The sequence below is a fragment of the Brevibacterium metallidurans genome, assembly GCF_037101285.1.
Classification (GTDB): domain Bacteria; phylum Actinomycetota; class Actinomycetes; order Actinomycetales; family Brevibacteriaceae; genus Brevibacterium; species Brevibacterium metallidurans.
This window is the reverse complement of record NZ_BAAAAF010000008.1, coordinates 138,580-155,963: the sequence shown is the minus strand read 5'-3', so window position 1 is coordinate 155,963 and position 17,384 is coordinate 138,580. Positions and strand designations below refer to the sequence as shown.

Sequence of the window (17,384 nt, the reverse complement as noted above, 5' to 3'; positions counted from 1 at the left end):
GAACGGTCGCCTCGAGCACCTGCGTGGCCTGGCCCTCGGCTTCCGCAACCTCACCAACTACATCGCCCGCGCACTCCTCGAAGCCGGCGGATTCAGACCACACCTACACCCCGAATTGTGAAGAGCCGCAAAAGGGGAGTCAGAACGGCGGAGGTCCGCCGGGATCCCAGACCCAGCGCTTCTTTCGCGGTTCCTTGTAGATGATGCTTCCCTCCGCGTGGACCCACCCGGCACCTCCGTCTCCGGCCGCGCGGCCCGGGCACTCGTCGGCGAATCGTTCGTCGCCGGGTGACGGTGGCGGTTCCTGCTCATCATCGGGGTCGATCGCGCCCGTCTCGATGGCCTGTATGAGTCGGGCCTGCTCGACGTCGACAGGGTTGTCCCCTGGAGAGAGGATCGCTTCCACTCCGTGGGCGAACCGGTATTCGAGCACACCGGGACAGTCCATCCGCACCGCGTACCTGCAGTCCGTCTTCGCCTGGTGGTGGAGCTTGCACAGCGGGTGGAGGTTGCCGAAGACGGTCAGTCCGCCCGAGGCAGGATCATCGTGGTCGAACGGGATGATGTGGTCGACTTCCGACGTCTCTGCTCGCCGTCGGCATCCGGGCACACTGCACCATTGCCATTGGGCGACGAGCGTCTGCCTCACCTGAGCGGGAATGTAGTAGGACATCGCCTTCGCGTCGATCGGGGTGCCGGTCGCGGGATCGGTGAGGATGCGGGTCCACGTCGAGCACTGGCCGGCGATCGCCCGAGCCATGTCCGGCGGGATGGGCGAACCGTCAGAGAACGTGCCTGGAAGATCGGCGAGACCAGTCAGGGAGATGGCCGGCACCGTGGTGATCAGCTTCGCCTGGCCGCCGAGCCAGAACGGCGTCGTCGGCATCGTCAGGCCCAAGTAGTACGCGTATCGACCCTGCTCGTCTGGGCCGGAATCCTCGATCCGGGTCAGTTCTGCGTACCTCGTGTCCGGCGAGCGAACGGAACCTTCGGGTCCATCGTCATCCGTCGAACAGGCATCGCCGGCTGTCCGGTTCTCGGTGTCGGGACCATTGCGGTCGACTGCGGGCGCGCTGCCGACGGGAGCTGCGGTGCCGAATGCATCGCTGACTGCAGTCGGCGGTGGAGTTCCCATCGGTGCTCCGTTGAGAGTGCCGACCGCCGGTGTGGCGGGTTCACCCTCATGGACGCGGACGCCTCCGGGTGCATCAGGGGCGATTCCGGCGGATCCGACGGCCGCGTTGATCGCCTCGGCGATGTCATGGACGGTTCGGGCATTCTCCAGGTCGAGGGGAATGTCTCGGGTCGAGTTCTGCCCGGTGTCGGTGTCGTGAGCGCGGATGTGGATGCGAGCCTGCGGGATGGTGCGGGTGAGGATGTCGAACATGAGGGCATCGATGCTGCGGTCGTCGTCGATGATCGCCCCTACGGGCATCTGGTCGGCGAAGGCTGCGGTGCTGCCCTTGCGGATGGCTCTCGCGAAGGCCTCGATGCGCAGGTAGCAGGCCTGCAGTTCTGCCGACGGTCCGGTCAGCGTCAGACACGCAGTGCCGTCGGGGTAGGTGGTGATGCCGACTCGGCGACGTTCGTGGGCCTGCTGGGTGCGCTCATCCTCGGGCTGGACGATCGCGACCTTGAGAGACAGCGACTTCCTGAAGGTCTCGACCGTGATGTCGGCTCGCCGTTCCTCGAGGTAGCAGTCGATGACGGGGAGGCGCTGGAGCTGGAGGTCCTGGCACATGCGGGTCGCGGCGATCGCATGCTCGATGGTGAACTCACCGGCGAGGCAGCGGGCGTAGAACTTCGGCAGCCCGTGGACGAGGGTCATCGCCGCGGTGACGTGAGCGTAGGTGGCGGGGATCGTCGAGCCCCGGATCGCTGAGAGCTCGGCGATGTCCTCGGCATGGGAGAGGGAATGGACCCATCCGTAGATGGTCTGGGTCTCCCGGAACTTCGGGAAACCGGGGAGTGGCGCCGCGGCAAAGGGATCAGACGCCGAGGCGGGGGCGGCTTCACTGTCCCCGGCAGCGGTCGCAGGGGCCGGGTCGGGGTCGACCTCGGAGACCCAGCCGGCGTCGGAGCCGTGGGCCCGGGCGTGACGGCGGGCGGTCTCGGTCAGCGAGGCGTGTCGGTAGGGGGATTCCGGAGAGGGGTTGAGGAGGTCGAGGTGAGCGATGACGTCGGTGAGGAAGAGGGAAGCGGTCGCCTCCCACGCGGCGAGCTGCGCGCGATCGCAGGCGCTGTAGACGGAGAGCGCATCAGCATAGGGGGAGTCAGGATCGATGCGGAGGCGGCGAGTCCTCGACCGGTCGGGAGGCTCGTCATCGGCGGCACCGCAACCGGGCCCTAGAGAACCCGAAGGATCCTTCATCGCCGGTCACCTGCCTTTCCACCCCAGTGTGGATCGTTGCTCCCAGTGTAGACCGCATCACAAATCGTGTCAATATGTGTTTCGAAACAGATCCGAACGAATATTCATTTGAATTCAGAATGATCAGTGAAAAACTTATGCCGACTCCCGGGTGTTCGGACTTCGATTGCAGGGTGGAAGTGGGGATCTCGATCGGGGCTGCGATCGGGCGCGCCGGACTTTCGGGCACGCGGGAACCGCGAGGCGCGGGCGCACGAGAACGCCCTCCCACCTCGGCGAGCGAGAAGGGAGGGCGTTGGGGCTGGGACCAGGGCCGGTCAGTCCTCCTGGTAGGCGTTGTCGATGGTCTCGGGCATGCCGTCGATGACGTCGACCTCTTCGATGCCGTCGTCGGCGAGGGCGTCGACGTCGAGGTCGTCGCCGCTGAGTTCGGCGACCTCGGAGTCGTCGTCACCGTACGAGACCATGTCGTCGCCGTCGCGGTTGCCCTGTTCGGCGGCGGTGATCGGGTCGGTGTCGAGGTCGCCGTCGAGTGCGGGAGCATCCTGTTCTTCGTCCCAGCCTGCGTCTTCGATGAGTGCGTCGTCGGCGCCTTCGACGCCGGTGCCCTCGGGGCCTTCCGCGCCGGGTTCGACGTAGGGCTCGTCGTCGGAGTCCTCGTCCTCGATCTCGTCGAAGTCGTCGGTCTCAGCCTCCGCCTCGGCGGCATCGGCCGTGCTCTCGAGCCCGTCGAGTTCGACGCCCGTCGGTTCGGCGTCGTCCTCTTCGATCTCCTCTTCGTCGAACTCGTCGTCCTGAGTGAGGAAGGCGTTCTCTTCGCTCTCGTCGTCCCAGGTGTTCTCGCCGGTCGGGGTCTCACTCATGGTCGCTCCTTGGATCGAGTCGGTTGCCTCCTTATTCTTACACCCTTCCCGCCCGGTTGGGGCAGGTCGCCGAGGTGGCGGGGACCGGGTTCGGGTGCAGCCGGTGACCGCGGCCGCAGATTTGGGCACACTCCGGTTTCTGCAGCTCATTTCGCGAACTGGGCTCCAGAGACCAGGGTGAGCCGCACACAGGAATTGGGCGCCTTCCATTACCGGGCGACATCGGTTCGTCGGGCAGACCCGGAGGACCCCGCGGAAACCGCGGGGTCCTCCGACATCACGTGCCGTCGTCGGCACTGAGAGCCTGGCCGATCAGACCGCGGCGGCGTCGGGCTGAGCGACCTTCCGGCTCGGGCTCAGCGGCGCGGAGAGACCGAGGATCGAGTCGAAGACCGCGTTGAGCTCCTCGGCGGCATCGGGCACCGCGTCGATCGATCGGTAGGCGACGTAGCGGTCCGGGCGGACGATGATGACGCCGTTCGAGCCGATCCCGCGGTTCTTCATCCACGCCATGCGCACGTCGACGAAGTCGCTGCCTTCGAGCCCGACGGTGTGCGCCTTGATCCGCAGCCCGCGGTCCGCGGCGAGCTGCTCGGCGGCCTCGACCCAATCATGACCGTCCTCGCCGGCCAGAACGAGGAAGTGCCCGCCGTCGACGAGGCTGCTGAGTGCGAAGCGCTCGTTCGACTTCTCGACGAACGCGTGGGGGAGCGGGTGACCGGGCTTCGTCGACGGTTCGTACAGGCGCACCGAATCGATCGGAACGTAGTCCGGCGACCCGTCCGAGACGATCGCTGCGGAATCGTAGCGATACCCGAACTCGACGTTGTGGTGGCGGAACTCCATGGTCTGCGTGCCGATCGCCCGATTGAGGGCGTGGCGCTTCTCGGCGGCATTGGGCTTCGAATCGTCCCAGATCGGTTCGAGTTCCGCCCAGTTGGCGGCCGGGGTCGCCTCGGCGGAGAGGTTGAGCGCCTTGTCGATCGTGAAATGATTCATCGCCGAGGCGACCGCCGCGTTGACGTTGTCCTGATCGACGGGCTTGCGCTCCGCCTCATACGTGTCGAGCAGTGAGTCGCCGGCCCTGCCCTCGAGCACGAGGGCGAGCTTCCACGCAAGGTTGTAGCCGTCATGGATCGCGGAGTTGAGCCCGAGACCACCGGTGGGCGGATGCCTGTGCGCCGCGTCGCCGATGATGAAGACGTCTCCGGCACGGAACCTCTCCGCGACGACACCCTCCATGATCCACGGTGAGACCTTGTGGATCTCCAGGGCGGAGCGCTCGACGCCGAGGACGGTGCACAGACGCTCCACAACGAGGTCGTCCTGCAGGGCATCGGCATCATGGGTGGCGTAGTCGAGATGGACGACCCATTCCTCGGACTTCGTTCCCCAGTGCTCCGGCCCCATGGCCACGAGGACGCCTGAGGACCAGGAGCCGCCGAACTCGGGATTGACCAGCCAGCGGATGAGCACGTCGTCATCGAGCGCCCACTGCGAGAGGTCGGCAGAGAAGTGGACGGAGACCATCATCATGAGATCCGTCGGTCCGGTCATGCCGACGCCGAGTGCCGGGCACACCGTGCGGCCGCGGTCAGCGGCGATCGCGTACCGGGCCTTCACCGTGTACACGGTGTCCGTGTCCTTGTCGAGCACAGTGGCCAGCACGCCTTCCTCGAGCAGCTCGACGTGGGTGACCTCGTGATTGAACCGAATGCCGTCGGGGTCCGGGTGCAGTCTTCGCGCATGGTCGAGGAGAAGGGGTTCGAGGCGGATCTGCGGAAGATTGCACGTGCGCTTCGCGCTCGCCGCGATGTAGTCCGGGTCGGTGTAGCCTCCGCCCCACACCTCGAGATGGCCGAGACGACGGCCCGAATACTCGTGGTCGCCGACGAGACCGGCGTACCATCCGGTGGCCTTCATGTTCTCCGCCGGAGTGCTGCGCTTCTCGATCTCCGGTGCCACCCCGGTCTCCTCGAAGATCTCCATCGTGCGCTGGTTGAGCACATGCGCCTTCGGCAGCTTCGAGGTGTAAGGGAGCGAACTCACCAGCAGGTGGTCGACTCCGAGCTTCGAGAGATTCATCGATGCGGACAGTCCTGCGCCTCCGCCTCCGATGATGAGCACGGGTACTTCGATGTCAGCCATGGTGCCTCCTTGCATCCTGGCACCGGTGCACTGGGGGCACCGGCGATGATCCGACGAGTGCGGCAGGATCCGTTGCCGCGTGCCCTCCACCGTATGGCTGAAATCACAACATTGCAACAGAAAAAAGATATTTTCACTGAATCTCGTGGACGGAGGGCTCCGTCTATACTGACGACATGGCTGCATCTCGAGTCGGAAGCACTCTGTCCGCCGAAGCGTACGACCGCCTGCGCGCGGAGCTTCTGCGGGGCAGCTTCACGCCGGGATCGAAGCTGCGGATCGGCGAGATCGCCCAGCGGTTCTCCGTCAGCCCCTCCGTGCTCCGCGAAGCGATGACCCGATTGGCGCAGGACGGACTCCTCAGCGCCAGCCCGCAGCGCGGGTTCTCGGTCCCCGAGCTCACCGCGAGCCTCCTCGAAGACCTCACCCGTGCACGCCGGATCATCGAAGCCGCAGCGCTGCGGGAGTCGATCGCCCGGGGTGGGCTCGAGTGGGAGTCAGAGGTGCTCGCTGCCCATCACACGCTGGAGAACACCCGCTTCACCGACGGGGGAGGGCACATCACCTGTGAGTGGGATCGCGCTCACCGGGCCTTCCATACGGCGATCCTCGCCGGCGGCCGCAGCAAGACCCTGGCGAAGGTGGCGACCGATCTCCGTGCTCGATCGGAGCTGTTCGTGCACTGGTCGCGGGAGCTCGTCGCCGATGAGACCCGCAATGTGCCCGACGAGCATCGTCAGATCGCCGAGCTGTCGGTGGCACGCGATGTCGACGGTGCGGTCCATGCCCTCGAGTGCCACATCCAGCGCTCCGCTGATGTGCTCATCGCCAGCGCAGACTCCCAGCTCAGCGCCTGAGTCCTCGAGGGAGCTCTCTCACCGCAGCTGCATGAGTCCCGCGTTCGTCGGGGCGAAGCCGCATGCGTCGAAGTAGAAGCTGCGCAGGTGATCGTCGAAGTCGACATGCAGCCACTCGCACTCGGCCGCCGTCGCATGCTCGCGGGCGACGGCGATGAGGCGCCTGCCGATACCGCGGCGCCGGACCCGTTCGGCCACCGCGGTGTCCTCGATGAACGCGTGGACGCCGCCGTCCCAGATGACGTTGACGAAGCCGACGAGCCCGTCCTCATCGCGGGCGGTCACCCACCCGAGGCTGAGCGTCGTCAGCGGGGTGAGCCAGTTGTCGTCGAGGACCCGGTGCTCGAACGCCTCGGCGTGGAGGACGTTGATCTCGTCGTTGGTCGCTTCGCCGCGCCACTCGACGGCGACCGTGCTGCCAGCATCGTCAGGAGGGGTGCCATCGTTGGGAGCGGCGTCGTCATCGACGGGAGCAGGGTCCCCGGGGCAGGCGTCGTCGGGAGTGTGGTCGCCAACGTCGGGAGAGGGGTCGCCGGGAGCGCGATGCGCGTCGTTGCTCATGGGTGCATGCTAACCCCACCGGATTCCGGCACACTTCAGTACGGAGAGCCCAGTTCGCGAACTGAGCTCTGGAAACCAGAGTGAGCTCAACCTCGGAGGGCGTCCGGACGGGGCGTCGCGGACTGCCGGCGCGCCCCCGCCCCGGATACGCGAAGAACCCCGCGGAATCCGCGGGGTTCTTCTCTGGTGGCTCCGACCGGCGTCGATCCGGTGACCTTTCGATTTTCAGTCGAACGCTCTACCAACTGAGCTACAGAGCCGAGTCGCCGACATACGAAAAGTATGCCGAGAGAGACAAAGGCTCTTCCGAAGAAGAGCCTTATGCTCCGCGACCCTGACGGGACTCGAACCCGCGACCTCCGCCGTGACAGGGCGGCGCGCTAACCAACTGCGCCACAGGGCCTTGCTGTTGTGGTGACAGACCTTTCGATCCTACACCGTACCCCCAACGGGATTCGAACCCGTGTCGCCGCCGTGAAAGGGCGGTGTCCTAGGCCTCTAGACGATGGGGGCCTAGTTTGCTCTCGGATTCCCCGTGGGCAACGACGTTAAGCTTATCCCAACCTTTTCGCAGAATGCAAAGCGGAAACCGGTGTCCTCCGTCACAGCGTCCCGGACCCTGATCCGGACCCCGATCCCGGGTCCGATCCACCCCCCCTCGCCGAGGTGGTCCACCCCTCCCAGCGACCACCTCGGCGGGGGAGCGGAGCAGGGGTGGGGAATGGTTAGGATCGGGGCATGGAACATCTGAGCGACGAGGAGTTCGAGGAGATCCTCGACGAGGCCATCGACGATCTGCCCGCCGGGGTGACCGACGAGCTCGACAACGTCGCCCTCTTCATCCAGGACGTCCCCGAGGACGGGAGCACGACGCTGCTCGGCCTCTACGACGGCACCCCCATCGGCGAACGCGGACAGATGGGCCTCGAGATGCCCGACACGATCTTCCTCTACCGCGCCAACCTCATCGCCTACGCCGAGGACCGCGACCACCTCCGCGAGGAGATCGTCGTGACGATCGTCCACGAGATCGCCCACTTCTACGGCATCGACGACGACCGTCTCCACGAAATCGGTTGGGGCTGATCCCCGCCGGGCCGGCACACCTCCGCCGAGGCGACAAGGCCACTGGCCCTATCCTCCCCGCGTGAACAGGAGGGAAACAGGCTACCGATGAGTTCGCACAGGCTTTCATGATTGGCGCTGGGCTTGACGTTTCGCCTATTGTGGGCGGGTACGGAAACAGCAATCGAAACAACATTCCGTCCGTATCGACGCGGGACATTCGGGGCCGATCGGCCTCGACAGACTCACTCTGGACGTCCCGCCCGATCCACGGGCAGGAGGCACGATCCCCCCTATGACAGTTGCATCCAAACCGGCAAGCGCGGCAACCCCAGCCGTTCGAGTCCTCAATCTTGCAGGAATCGACTACAGCCTGCACAGCTTCGAGCACGACCCCGCCACCCGACGCTACGGCTCGGAGGCCGCCGACAAGCTCGGCGTCGGATCCGATCAGGTATTCAAGACCCTGATGATCCAGGTCGACGGCGCCCCCGTCACCGCTCTCGTCCCCGTCTCCGGACAGCTCGACCTCAAGGCCCTCGCCTCGGCGCGGGGTGCGAAGAAGGCCCAGCTCGCCGGGGTCGCCGAGACCGAGCGCCGCACCGGCTACCCCGTCGGCGGCGTCTCCCCGTTCGGGCAGCGCCACGCCGTGCCCGTCGTCATCGACCGCACCGCGCTCGAGCACGCCTCCGTCTTCGTCTCCGCAGGCCGCCGCGGCCTCGAGATCGAGATCCGCCCCGAGGACCTCGTCATGCTCACCAACGCGCAGGTCGCGAAGATCGCCGCCCTCGACTGACGGATCCTCCGGAGCCGACTCGGTCCCAGCCGGCGCGGTCCCAGCCGCGCACCCTCAGGCCCATTCGACGTCGCCGACGTTCGGATGGGCCTGACCTGCTGTGAGGTCGGCGAACATCGTCAGCGCCGGGTCCACCTCGGCGACGGGAGCGAGGACGGTCAGCCCCACGTCGGCGCCGTACTCGGCCCGCACCGACCAGCCCCGCACCTCAGCGGCCCGCTCGAGCGCGTTCGCCTGCGAATAGTCGACCTCGGCCCGGATAGGCACGAGCTCCCGTTTCGTCACGACGGGGGCGAGATCCACTGCCGCCGAGGCGGCCTGACCGTACGCGCGCACGAGCCCGCCCGCCCCGAGCAGGGTTCCCCCGAAATACCTGGTGACGACCGCGACGACATAGGTGAGGCCGTGCCCTGCGAGGACGTCGAGGATCGGAGCGCCCGCCGTGCCCGCCGGCTCCCCGTCGTCGCTGAAGCGCTGGGTGCGGGAATCGGGATCGAGGATGAACGCGGTGCAGTGGTGCCTGGCCTTCGGGTGGATCGACCGCTGTCCGGCGATGACCTCGCGGGCCTCCGCCTCATCGGCCACCGGGGCGACGAGGCCTAAGAAACGGGACCTCTTGATCTCGATCTCGGCCTCGGCGGTGCGGGTGATCGTGCGGTAGGGCATGGGCCTCACTCTAGCGAAGCCGTTCCCGTGCGCTGTGTCCTGCGAACTGCGCTGCGCTGCGCCCTGCGACCGGTCCTGCGCTGTGCTCTACGATGAGTCCAAGCGGCACCGTGACGGTGCGCTCAAGCCCGGATTCGACCACGGCGAAAGGCCAGCGACATGGAGCAGTTCAGCGAAGCGGAGATCGCGGAGATCAAGGACGAATCCGCCCGCGCCTACGACCTCGACCGGGCCCACGTCTTCCATTCGTGGTCGGCGCAGCGCACCCTGAACCCGATGACCGTCTCCCGCGCCGCAGGCTCCTTCATCTTCGACGGTGAGGGCCGGCCGCTGCTCGACTTCTCCTCCCAGCTGGTGAATACGAACATCGGCCACCAGCACCCCAAGGTCGTCGCCGCAATCAAGGAGCAGGCCGATCTGCTCTGCACGATCAGCCCCGCCCACGTCAACGCCGCCCGGTCGGAGGCCGCCCGCCTCATCACCGAACGCACTCCGGCAGGCCTCGACCACGTCTTCTTCACCAACGGCGGCGCCGACGCCAACGAGCACGCGATCCGCATGGCCCGCCTGACCACAGGCAGGCACAAGGTCCTCTCCCGCTACCGCTCGTACCACGGCGGCACCCAGACGGCCATCAACGTCACCGGGGATCCGCGCCGGTGGAGGAACGACCTCGGCGACTCCGGCGTCGTCCACTTCTTCGGCCCCTTCCTCTACCGCTCCGAATTTGCAGCGACCACCGAGGCGGAGGAGACGGCACGAGCCCTGCGCCACCTCGAGCGGACCATCGAACTCGAAGGCCCGTCGACGATCGCGGCGATCGTCCTCGAATCGATCCCCGGCACCGCCGGCATCATGATCCCCAGCCCTGAGTACATGCAGGGCGTGCGGGCCCTGGCCGACGAGCACGGCATCGTCCTCATCGCCGACGAGGTCATGGCCGGCTTCGGCCGCACCGGGAAGTGGTTCGCCTTCGAGCACTTCGACATCGTCCCCGACATCATCACCTTCGCCAAGGGCGTCAACTCCGGGTATGTGCCGCTCGGCGGAGTGATCATGAACGACGATATCTATGAGGCCTTCGCCGAGGTGGCCTACCCCGGAGGGCTGACCTACTCCGGTCATCCGCTCGCGTGCGCCGCCGCGGTCGCGACGATCGATGCGATGGAGAACGAGGGAATGGTCGACCACGCCGCGCGCATCGGCGAGGAGATCATCGGCCCCCGCCTGCGACAGATCGCGGAGGCCTCGAAGCACGTCGGCGAGGTCCGCGGCACCGGAGCGTTCTGGGCGATCGAACTCGTCTGGGACAAGGAGACGAAGGAACCGCTCGCCCCGTACGGCGGCGGCTCACCCGAGGTCGCCTCGGTGCTCGCCGCACTCAAGGAACGCGGCCTCGTCATCTTCAGCAACTACCACCGCATCCACGTCGTCCCGCCGATCAACATCAGCGAGGACGACCTCGAGTCGGGTCTCGGGATCCTCGAGGAGGTTCTCACCGACCTCGACTTCGAGCGCTGAATGCGCTCATCTCAGCAACCCTCCGGGCGCTCAGCCACCCTGCGCCGGGTTGCCCAGCGCCCGGAGGGTTGCTGAGGCGGCTACCTCGCGTCGTGGGTGAACTCGCCGCCGAGGACGGTGGCGCGCACGGGGATGTCGGCGATCTCCTCAGGTGCCACCTCGGCGGGATGGGCGTCCAGCGCCACGAAGTCCGCGAGCTTCCCCCGCGAGAGCGTCCCCTTCGCAGCTCCCTGCCCCGAGGCGATCGCCGCGACCGAGGTGTAGGCGGCGACCGCCTCGGCGGGGGTGAGCCTCTCCGCAGCCGAGCCCATGACATCGCCCTCCCTCGTGGCACGGGTGACGAACGCGCCGATGCCGCGCAGGGCGGTGCCGTCGGCACACGGACGATCCGAACTGCCGGGCAGGAGGACGCCTGAGTCGAGGAACGACTTCGCCCGGTAGAGCAGACGGCGGCGCTGCGGCCCGACGGAGCGGTTCATGCCGTCGCCGATGGCCTCGGCGAACGCGGCCTGCGGGGTCACGGCGATGCCGTGGGCGGCCAGGGTCGCCAGATGCTCGTCGTGGACCATCCCGGCGTGCTCGATCCGGTTGGGCACCGCCCGCCTGCCGTAGCGGGTCTGGGCGTCGACGATGGTCGCGATCGCCGCATCGACGGCGGCATCCCCGATCGCGTGGACGGCCAGTGACCACCCGGAGGCGTAGGTGTCGAGGATCTGCTGGTGCAGCGCCTCGGCGTCGGCCTGGAGGTACCCGGGATGGTCACGGCCCTCGTAGTTCTCCCGCAGCGCCGCGGTCTCCCCGGACAGCGCCCCGTCCATGAAGAACTTCACGGGACCGATGCTGATCATGTCGTCGCCGAGGCCCGTGCGCAGTCCCGCGTCGAGGCCGATGCCGAACCCGTCGGCGGGGTGTGCGGCGATCGGATGGAGGCCGTCGGCCTGCGGCATGAGCTGGGCCCGAGCGCGGAGCTTGCCCTCCTCGCGGGCGCGCAGGTATGCGGAGATCTCGATGGGGGAGTGGCCGATCCAGCCGTAGGCGATCCCGCACTCCCCGAACGAGGTGATCCCCTCTCTCGCGTACTGCGCGGTCGCGAGGTCGAGGGCGTCGACGATCGTCTCGAGCGAGTACGGGCGGATGAGGTCCTGGACGAGGCCCTGCGCGGTCTCCTCGACGAGTCCCGTCGGGTGTCCCGCGGCGTCGCGGACGACCTTCCCGCCGACCGGGTCGGTGAAGTCGGGCTCGAGGATCCCGGCCAGGCGCATCGCCGCGGTGTTGACGATCGCGGCATGCCCCGAGGTCTGACGCATGAACAGGGGCCGGTCCCCGGTGATCTCATCGAGACGGGCCAGGTCCGGGTACTGCCCGTCGTAATCGCGGTGGGCGTAGCCGGTCGCATTGATCCACTCGCCCGCAGGCGTCGTCGCTGACGCGGTCTTAAGTGCCGCGTAGACCTCGGGCAGTCCGCCGGGCAACGCGGTGACGTCGACGGAGGCGAGCGTGAGCCCGAACCACGTCGTGTGGCAGTGGACGTCGTTGAAGCCCGGCAGCACGGTCGCCCCGCCGAGCGATTCGACCCGGTCGGCGTCGATGCCGTCGAGCTCCTCGTCGACGCCGACGATCCGGCCGGAGGCGACGCCGATCTTCGAGACCCTGGGCCGGGTCGGGTCAAGGGTGTGCGCGTCGAGGTCGGTGAAGATCGCGTCGATTCTCATGGGGCCGCCTTCATCGGAGACTGGTTCTCCTCGAGTGTGCCATCACAGCCGGGCCCCGCGGATCGCGGGGTCGGTGATGCAGTGGACGAGCGCCGGTCCTCGATGGTTCAGGGCCGCGGCGAAGGCCTCTCGGAAGTCCTCGGTGCGCTCGACCCGGATGCCGAGCCCCCCGAACGCCGTGGCCATGGCCGCGAAGTCCGGGTTCTCCAGCGTCGTGCCCGTCGCCCGCCCCGGGTAGTCCCGGTCCTGGTGACCGCGGATCGTCCCGTAGACGGAGTTGTCGTTGACGACGATCGTGAGGTCGACCCCGTACTGGGCCGCGGTCGCGAGCTCCTGGCCGTTGATGAGGAAGTCACCGTCGCCGGAGATGCAGAACACCGTCCGGTCCGGGGCGACGAGTCCCGCGGCGACGGCGGCGGGCAGGCCGAAGCCCATCGACCCGTTCCGCGGTCCCAGCGCCGAGGGGAATCCGTGCGTGGGCAGGAATCGGGTGGCCCAGCCGGAGAAGTTCCCCGCCCCGTACGTGATGATCGCATCCGCCGGCAGCAGCTCTCTGACGTGGGAGAACGCTTCGTCCATGTCGACGAAGGTGCGGTCGTCGTTCCCCGCCGAGGCGGCTGTGGCGACCTCGTCTGCGCCTCCCGCGTCCCCCGCCGAGGCGGCTCCCGCCGAGATCGCCCCCACCGGGACCGCGACCGGCTTCGGCTCCCGCCAGCCCATGAGCTCGGCGCGGGCCTCCTGGATCCAGGTCGGCAGGGGCGGGAATGGGGCCTGTTCGGATGGCGAATCCTGTACTCCAGCGGGATCGAAGGCGTCACCGCTCGGGCCCGAGAGGTAGCTAGGCTTGCCCATGTCGTAGAACAAGGCCGTGCCGAAGTCGGCCACCGAGGTCACGATCTGATGGTCGAGGCGCCCGAAGTGCCCGTGCGCATCCGGGTCGGGGCCGATGACGATCGTCCGCTGCTCCGTGCCGATCGTGAACCCGTCGGTGGCGACATCGGTGCGCACGCAGCCGAGGAAGATGTGGAGGTCCGCCTCGGCGAACACCCGCTTCGCGACGGGAGCGGCACCGTAGCCGAGGATCCCGAGGAAGTTCGGGGCGTCATGGTCGATGCCGTCGTAGGCGCGGAACGTGCCGATGACGCCGAGGCCGCGGCGTCGAGTCCATTCGGCCACCGACGCAGAAGCTCCGGGCGTCCATCCCTCTCCGCCGATGATGAGCACGGGTCGCTCCGCCTCGGCGCTGATCGACCGCACATCGATGAGACCGCGCTCATCCGGCGCCGGATGAGCTCTTCTCCGCGGCGCCAGCACCGGGGCGCTCGTGCGCTGGGTGAGCACCTCCTCGGGCAGGCCGACGATGACGGGACCCGGCCGGCCGGACACGGCGGTGTGGAGGGCGTCGACGACCACCTCGGCGGCCTTGTCCGGATCATCGAGGACGAGGACCGACTTCGCGGTCGAGGAGAACCACGCGGACAGGTCGAACTCCTGGAACGCCTCACGCCCGCGGGCCGCGGTGGGGATGAGCCCGACGAACACGACGAGCGGGGTCGCATCCTGGTGCGCGGTGTGGACGGCGGCCATGACGTTCGCGGCCCCCGGACCCCGGGTGACCATGGCGATGCCGGGGATGCCGGTCATCCGGCCCTCGGCCACGGCCATGTAGCCGGCCCCGCCCTCCTGCCGGCACACGATCGTCTCGATCGGCGAATCGTGGAGGCCGTCGAGGACGTCGAGGTAGGACTCTCCGGGGACGAGGTACGCGCGCCTCACTCCGTGGGCCTCGAGCTCGCTGACGATGAGGTGGCCGGCGGTGAGCGACTCGGTGAAGACCATGGACCATGCTTATCACTGTTTCGTCTCAAGTGCGCACCGCGGTGTCCATCCGGTCGCGGCAAGGCCGTATGATCGTCAGCACAACGGATTCCGCACCAGCGCACCATCACGCCAGGAGGCTCGAGCATGACCGGCATCGATTCCGACGATTTCCCGGGAGGCGCCCCCTTCACCTCCGGCCTGTCCTCGGACCGGGGCGGCAAACCCGTCTCGACGAAGCAGGGATTCCTCGCTCGCCCCGAGAAGGCGCGGCTCGAACGCGACCCGGGGATGCCGGCGAGCACATGGCGGCTGCGTTCGGATGCGTGGGAGTACCTCAAGTACGCGATCAAGCGCCTCGTCATGAGCGGCGGGGACTTCTCGATGATCGCCGCCGACGGCGAGGTGTGGCGGTCCCTGCGGTCGTTGAAGACGATCGAGCTCTACTGGGGCGGCTTCGGTCAGCGCTACGTCGAGGAGATCGCCGAACTCCTCTCCGACGGCGAGTTCGACAAGGCCCACGACATGATCACCAAGGCGGTCAACCGTCTGCGGGGCACGACGGTGCCCGACACGATCGATGAGGAGCTCACCGAGGAGGAACGCGCCGAGCAGCGCGACCGGCAGGATCCGCGCCCCCGGTTCGAGGTCCTCATCGTCGACGAGACGACCGAAGGCGGCCGCGACGAACTCCACTCCGACCTGCTGCGGCTGCGCAGCCCCGGCGACCAGTTCATCTACGACTACGTCATCGTCCCCACCGCCGACGACGCCGTGGTCGCGGCCCTGACGAACCCGAACCTGCTCGCCTGCGTCATCCGCCCCGGCTTCACCGACCGGACCCGGGAGGTGCTCAGCCGCGACCTCCGCAACGCCGTCGCGCTCGCCCACGAGGGCACGACGTCGTCGCCGACAGGGCCGATGAGCCCGCTCAACTCCGTGCGCCGAGTGCTGCGGCTCGCCGACACCCTGGCGGGACTGCGCCCCGAACTCGACCTCTACCTCATGGCCGGCGCCCACATCGAGAGCCTCGCGGGAGCGCTCACCCACCGATTCCGCAGGGTGTTCCGCCGAGAGGACCAGTTCGAACTCCACCTCTCCCTGCTCCGACGCGTTCAGCACCTCTGGGACACCCCGTTCTTCGCCGCCATCCAGGAGCACGCCCGCCGCCCCGCCGGCGTCTTCCACGCCCTGCCCGTCTCCCGCGGCGGCTCCGTCGTCGGATCGAAGTGGATCAGCGACTTCGTCGACTTCTACGGCCTCAACCTCCTCCTCGCCGAGACGAGCGCGACCTCGGGTGAGCTCGACTCGCTGCTCGCCCCCGTGCGCACCCTGAAGAAGGCGCAGTCCCTGGCCGCCCGCGCCTTCGGGGCGAAGCGGACGTACTTCGTCACCAACGGCACCTCGACGGCGAACAAGATCGTCCACCAGGCCATCGTCGCCCCCGGCGAGGTCGTCATGGTCGACCGCAACTGCCACAAATCCCACCACCACGCGCTCATGCTCACCGGTGCCCGCACCGCCTACCTCGAGGCGTACCCGCTCAACGACTTCGCGTTCTACGGCGCGGTTCCCCTCAGCCGGATCAAGCAGCTCCTCCTCGACTACGGGGCGGCCGGCCGCCTCGACGAGGTGCGGATGATCACCCTGACGAACTGCACGTTCGACGGGATCGTCTACGACCCCGAACGCGTCATGGCCGAATGCCTCGCGATCAAACCCGACCTCGTCTTCCTCTGGGACGAAGCGTGGTTCGCCTTCGCCCGCTTCCACCCCGTCACCCGCAAGCGCACCGCGATGGTCGCGGCCGAACGCCTCGATGAGACCCTGCGGACGAACTCCCACGACGCCGCCTACCGGGAGCAGCGTAAACGGCTCTTCGACCCGGTCACCGGCGAACCGGCACCGGACGAGGTATGGCTGAACGAGACCCTGCTCGCGCCCCCGGACGCGACGATCAGGGTGTACGCGACCCAGTCGACGCACAAGACGCTCACGGCGCTGCGACAGGGTTCGATGATCCACGTCTACGACCAGGAGTTCGGCTCCGGCGCCGAGGAGGCCTTCCACGAGGCCTACATGACGCACACCTCGACCTCGCCGAACTACCAGATCCTCGCCTCCCTCGACCTCGGGCGCCGACAGGTCGAGATGGAGGGCTTCGCGCTCGTCCAGAAGCAGCTCGACCTCGCCGTCAGCCTCGCTTCGGCCGTCGCCCGGCATCCGCTGCTGAAGAAGACGTTCCGGGTGCTCACGGCCAAGGACCTCATCCCCGCCGAATACCGGGAGACGACCCGGTCGATGCCGCTGCGCGACGGCCTGGCGACGTTCTGGAACGCGTGGACGAAGGACGAGTTCGTCGTCGATCCCAGCCGCATCACCGTCGAGATCACCGGTACCGGCGTCGACGGGGACACGTTCAAACACGAGTACCTCATGGACCGCTACGGCATCCAGGTGAACAAGACGAGCCGCAACACCGTGCTCTTCATGACCAACATCGGCACCTCCCGGTCCGCCGTCGCCTACCTCATCGAGGTCCTCGTCAAGCTCGCCGAGAAGTTCACCGACCCGTACAAGTCCAACCGATCGGACGCCTCGGGGGAGGTCGCCGACGTCATGCCGTCCCTGCCGGACTTCTCCGCCTTCGCCCCCGAATACGCCGCCGAGGTGCCGGCCGAGGATCCCGCAGCGCAGCTTCCCGACGGCGACCTCCGCTCCGCCTACTATGCGGGGCTGCGGCAGTCCTCCGTCGAATACGTCCTCCCGCACGAGCTGCGCCGGCGCGTCGAAGTCGGGGAGGCCCCGGTCTCGGCCGGGTTCGTCACCCCGTACCCGCCCGGTTTCCCGGTGCTTGTGCCCGGGCAGGTCATCACCGCCGAGGTGCTCGACTTCATGTCCGCGCTCGACACCCGGGAGATCCACGGCTACGAGGCCCGGCTGGGCTACCGCGTGATCCTGCCGGAGGTCGCCGGGGAGGCCGAGGCCGAGTAGCGTCGCATCAGT

The 17,384-nt window shown here is 67.8% G+C and carries 12 protein-coding genes and 3 tRNA genes; 5 read left to right on the top strand and 10 right to left on the bottom strand.

What is annotated here, in order from left to right:
* Positions 1-139 precede the first annotated feature (139 nt).
* The 3 genes from AACX88_RS11540 to AACX88_RS11530 form a co-directional block, all read right to left on the bottom strand.
* Positions 140-2,371 carry an HNH endonuclease signature motif containing protein gene (locus tag AACX88_RS11540; protein ID WP_339393159.1) on the bottom strand — a complete coding sequence of 744 codons (2,232 nt, stop codon included), beginning with the start codon at positions 2,369-2,371 and terminating at the stop codon, positions 140-142.
* 317 nt (positions 2,372-2,688) lie between these two features.
* Positions 2,689-3,234, bottom strand: a complete 546-nt coding sequence (locus tag AACX88_RS11535) for a hypothetical protein (RefSeq protein WP_339393158.1) — start codon at positions 3,232-3,234, stop codon at positions 2,689-2,691.
* A gap of 312 nt (positions 3,235-3,546) precedes the next feature.
* On the bottom strand, positions 3,547-5,382 hold the full coding sequence (locus AACX88_RS11530) for an FAD-dependent monooxygenase (RefSeq protein WP_339393157.1): 1,836 nt from the start codon (positions 5,380-5,382) through the stop codon (positions 3,547-3,549).
* Positions 5,383-5,558: 176 nt separating this feature from the next.
* On the opposite strand from AACX88_RS11530, the gene AACX88_RS11525 reads away from it, so the two are divergent.
* A complete protein-coding gene (locus AACX88_RS11525) occupies positions 5,559-6,239 on the top strand; it encodes a GntR family transcriptional regulator (protein ID WP_339393156.1) in 681 nt (226 codons plus the stop codon).
* 18 nt (positions 6,240-6,257) lie between these two features.
* Here the strand turns inward: AACX88_RS11525 and AACX88_RS11520 are convergent, their stop codons facing one another.
* The 4 genes from AACX88_RS11520 to AACX88_RS11505 form a co-directional block, all read right to left on the bottom strand.
* Positions 6,258-6,800, bottom strand: coding sequence for a GNAT family N-acetyltransferase (locus tag AACX88_RS11520; protein ID WP_339393155.1), 543 nt, complete (start codon positions 6,798-6,800; stop codon positions 6,258-6,260).
* A 184-nt stretch (positions 6,801-6,984) separates the two neighbouring features.
* Positions 6,985-7,060 (bottom strand) — tRNA-Phe (locus tag AACX88_RS11515).
* Between the two features lie 69 nt (positions 7,061-7,129).
* Positions 7,130-7,203: transfer RNA gene (locus AACX88_RS11510), tRNA-Asp, on the bottom strand.
* Positions 7,204-7,240: 37 nt separating this feature from the next.
* A tRNA-Glu gene (locus tag AACX88_RS11505) sits at positions 7,241-7,313 on the bottom strand.
* Between the two features lie 225 nt (positions 7,314-7,538).
* Here AACX88_RS11505 and AACX88_RS11500 point away from each other — a divergent pair.
* Both AACX88_RS11500 and ybaK read left to right on the top strand, forming a co-directional pair.
* Entirely contained in the window at positions 7,539-7,886 is a 348-nt protein-coding gene (locus AACX88_RS11500) for a metallopeptidase family protein (RefSeq protein ID WP_339393154.1), read from the top strand.
* Between the two features lie 274 nt (positions 7,887-8,160).
* Entirely contained in the window at positions 8,161-8,661 is a 501-nt protein-coding gene (gene ybaK / locus AACX88_RS11495) for a Cys-tRNA(Pro) deacylase (RefSeq protein WP_339393153.1), read from the top strand.
* A gap of 54 nt (positions 8,662-8,715) precedes the next feature.
* Here the strand turns inward: ybaK and AACX88_RS11490 are convergent, their stop codons facing one another.
* Positions 8,716-9,327 (bottom strand): IMPACT family protein, encoded by a 612-nt coding sequence (locus AACX88_RS11490; protein ID WP_339393151.1) that lies wholly within the window; start codon positions 9,325-9,327, stop codon positions 8,716-8,718.
* A 159-nt stretch (positions 9,328-9,486) separates the two neighbouring features.
* Here AACX88_RS11490 and AACX88_RS11485 point away from each other — a divergent pair, with 159 nt between their 5' ends.
* Positions 9,487-10,848 (top strand): aspartate aminotransferase family protein, encoded by a 1,362-nt coding sequence (locus tag AACX88_RS11485; RefSeq protein ID WP_339393150.1) that lies wholly within the window; start codon positions 9,487-9,489, stop codon positions 10,846-10,848.
* Positions 10,849-10,928: 80 nt separating this feature from the next.
* On the opposite strand, the gene AACX88_RS11480 is transcribed toward AACX88_RS11485, so the two are convergent.
* Both AACX88_RS11480 and AACX88_RS11475 read right to left on the bottom strand, forming a co-directional pair.
* Positions 10,929-12,560, bottom strand: coding sequence for an amidohydrolase (locus AACX88_RS11480; protein WP_339393149.1), 1,632 nt, complete (start codon positions 12,558-12,560; stop codon positions 10,929-10,931).
* 42 nt (positions 12,561-12,602) lie between these two features.
* Entirely contained in the window at positions 12,603-14,399 is a 1,797-nt protein-coding gene (locus AACX88_RS11475; RefSeq protein ID WP_339393148.1) for a thiamine pyrophosphate-dependent enzyme, read from the bottom strand.
* 126 nt (positions 14,400-14,525) lie between these two features.
* On the opposite strand from AACX88_RS11475, the gene AACX88_RS11470 reads away from it, so the two are divergent.
* Positions 14,526-17,372 carry an aminotransferase class I/II-fold pyridoxal phosphate-dependent enzyme gene (locus AACX88_RS11470; protein ID WP_339393147.1) on the top strand — a complete coding sequence of 949 codons (2,847 nt, stop codon included), beginning with the start codon at positions 14,526-14,528 and terminating at the stop codon, positions 17,370-17,372.
* Positions 17,373-17,384 lie beyond the last annotated feature (12 nt).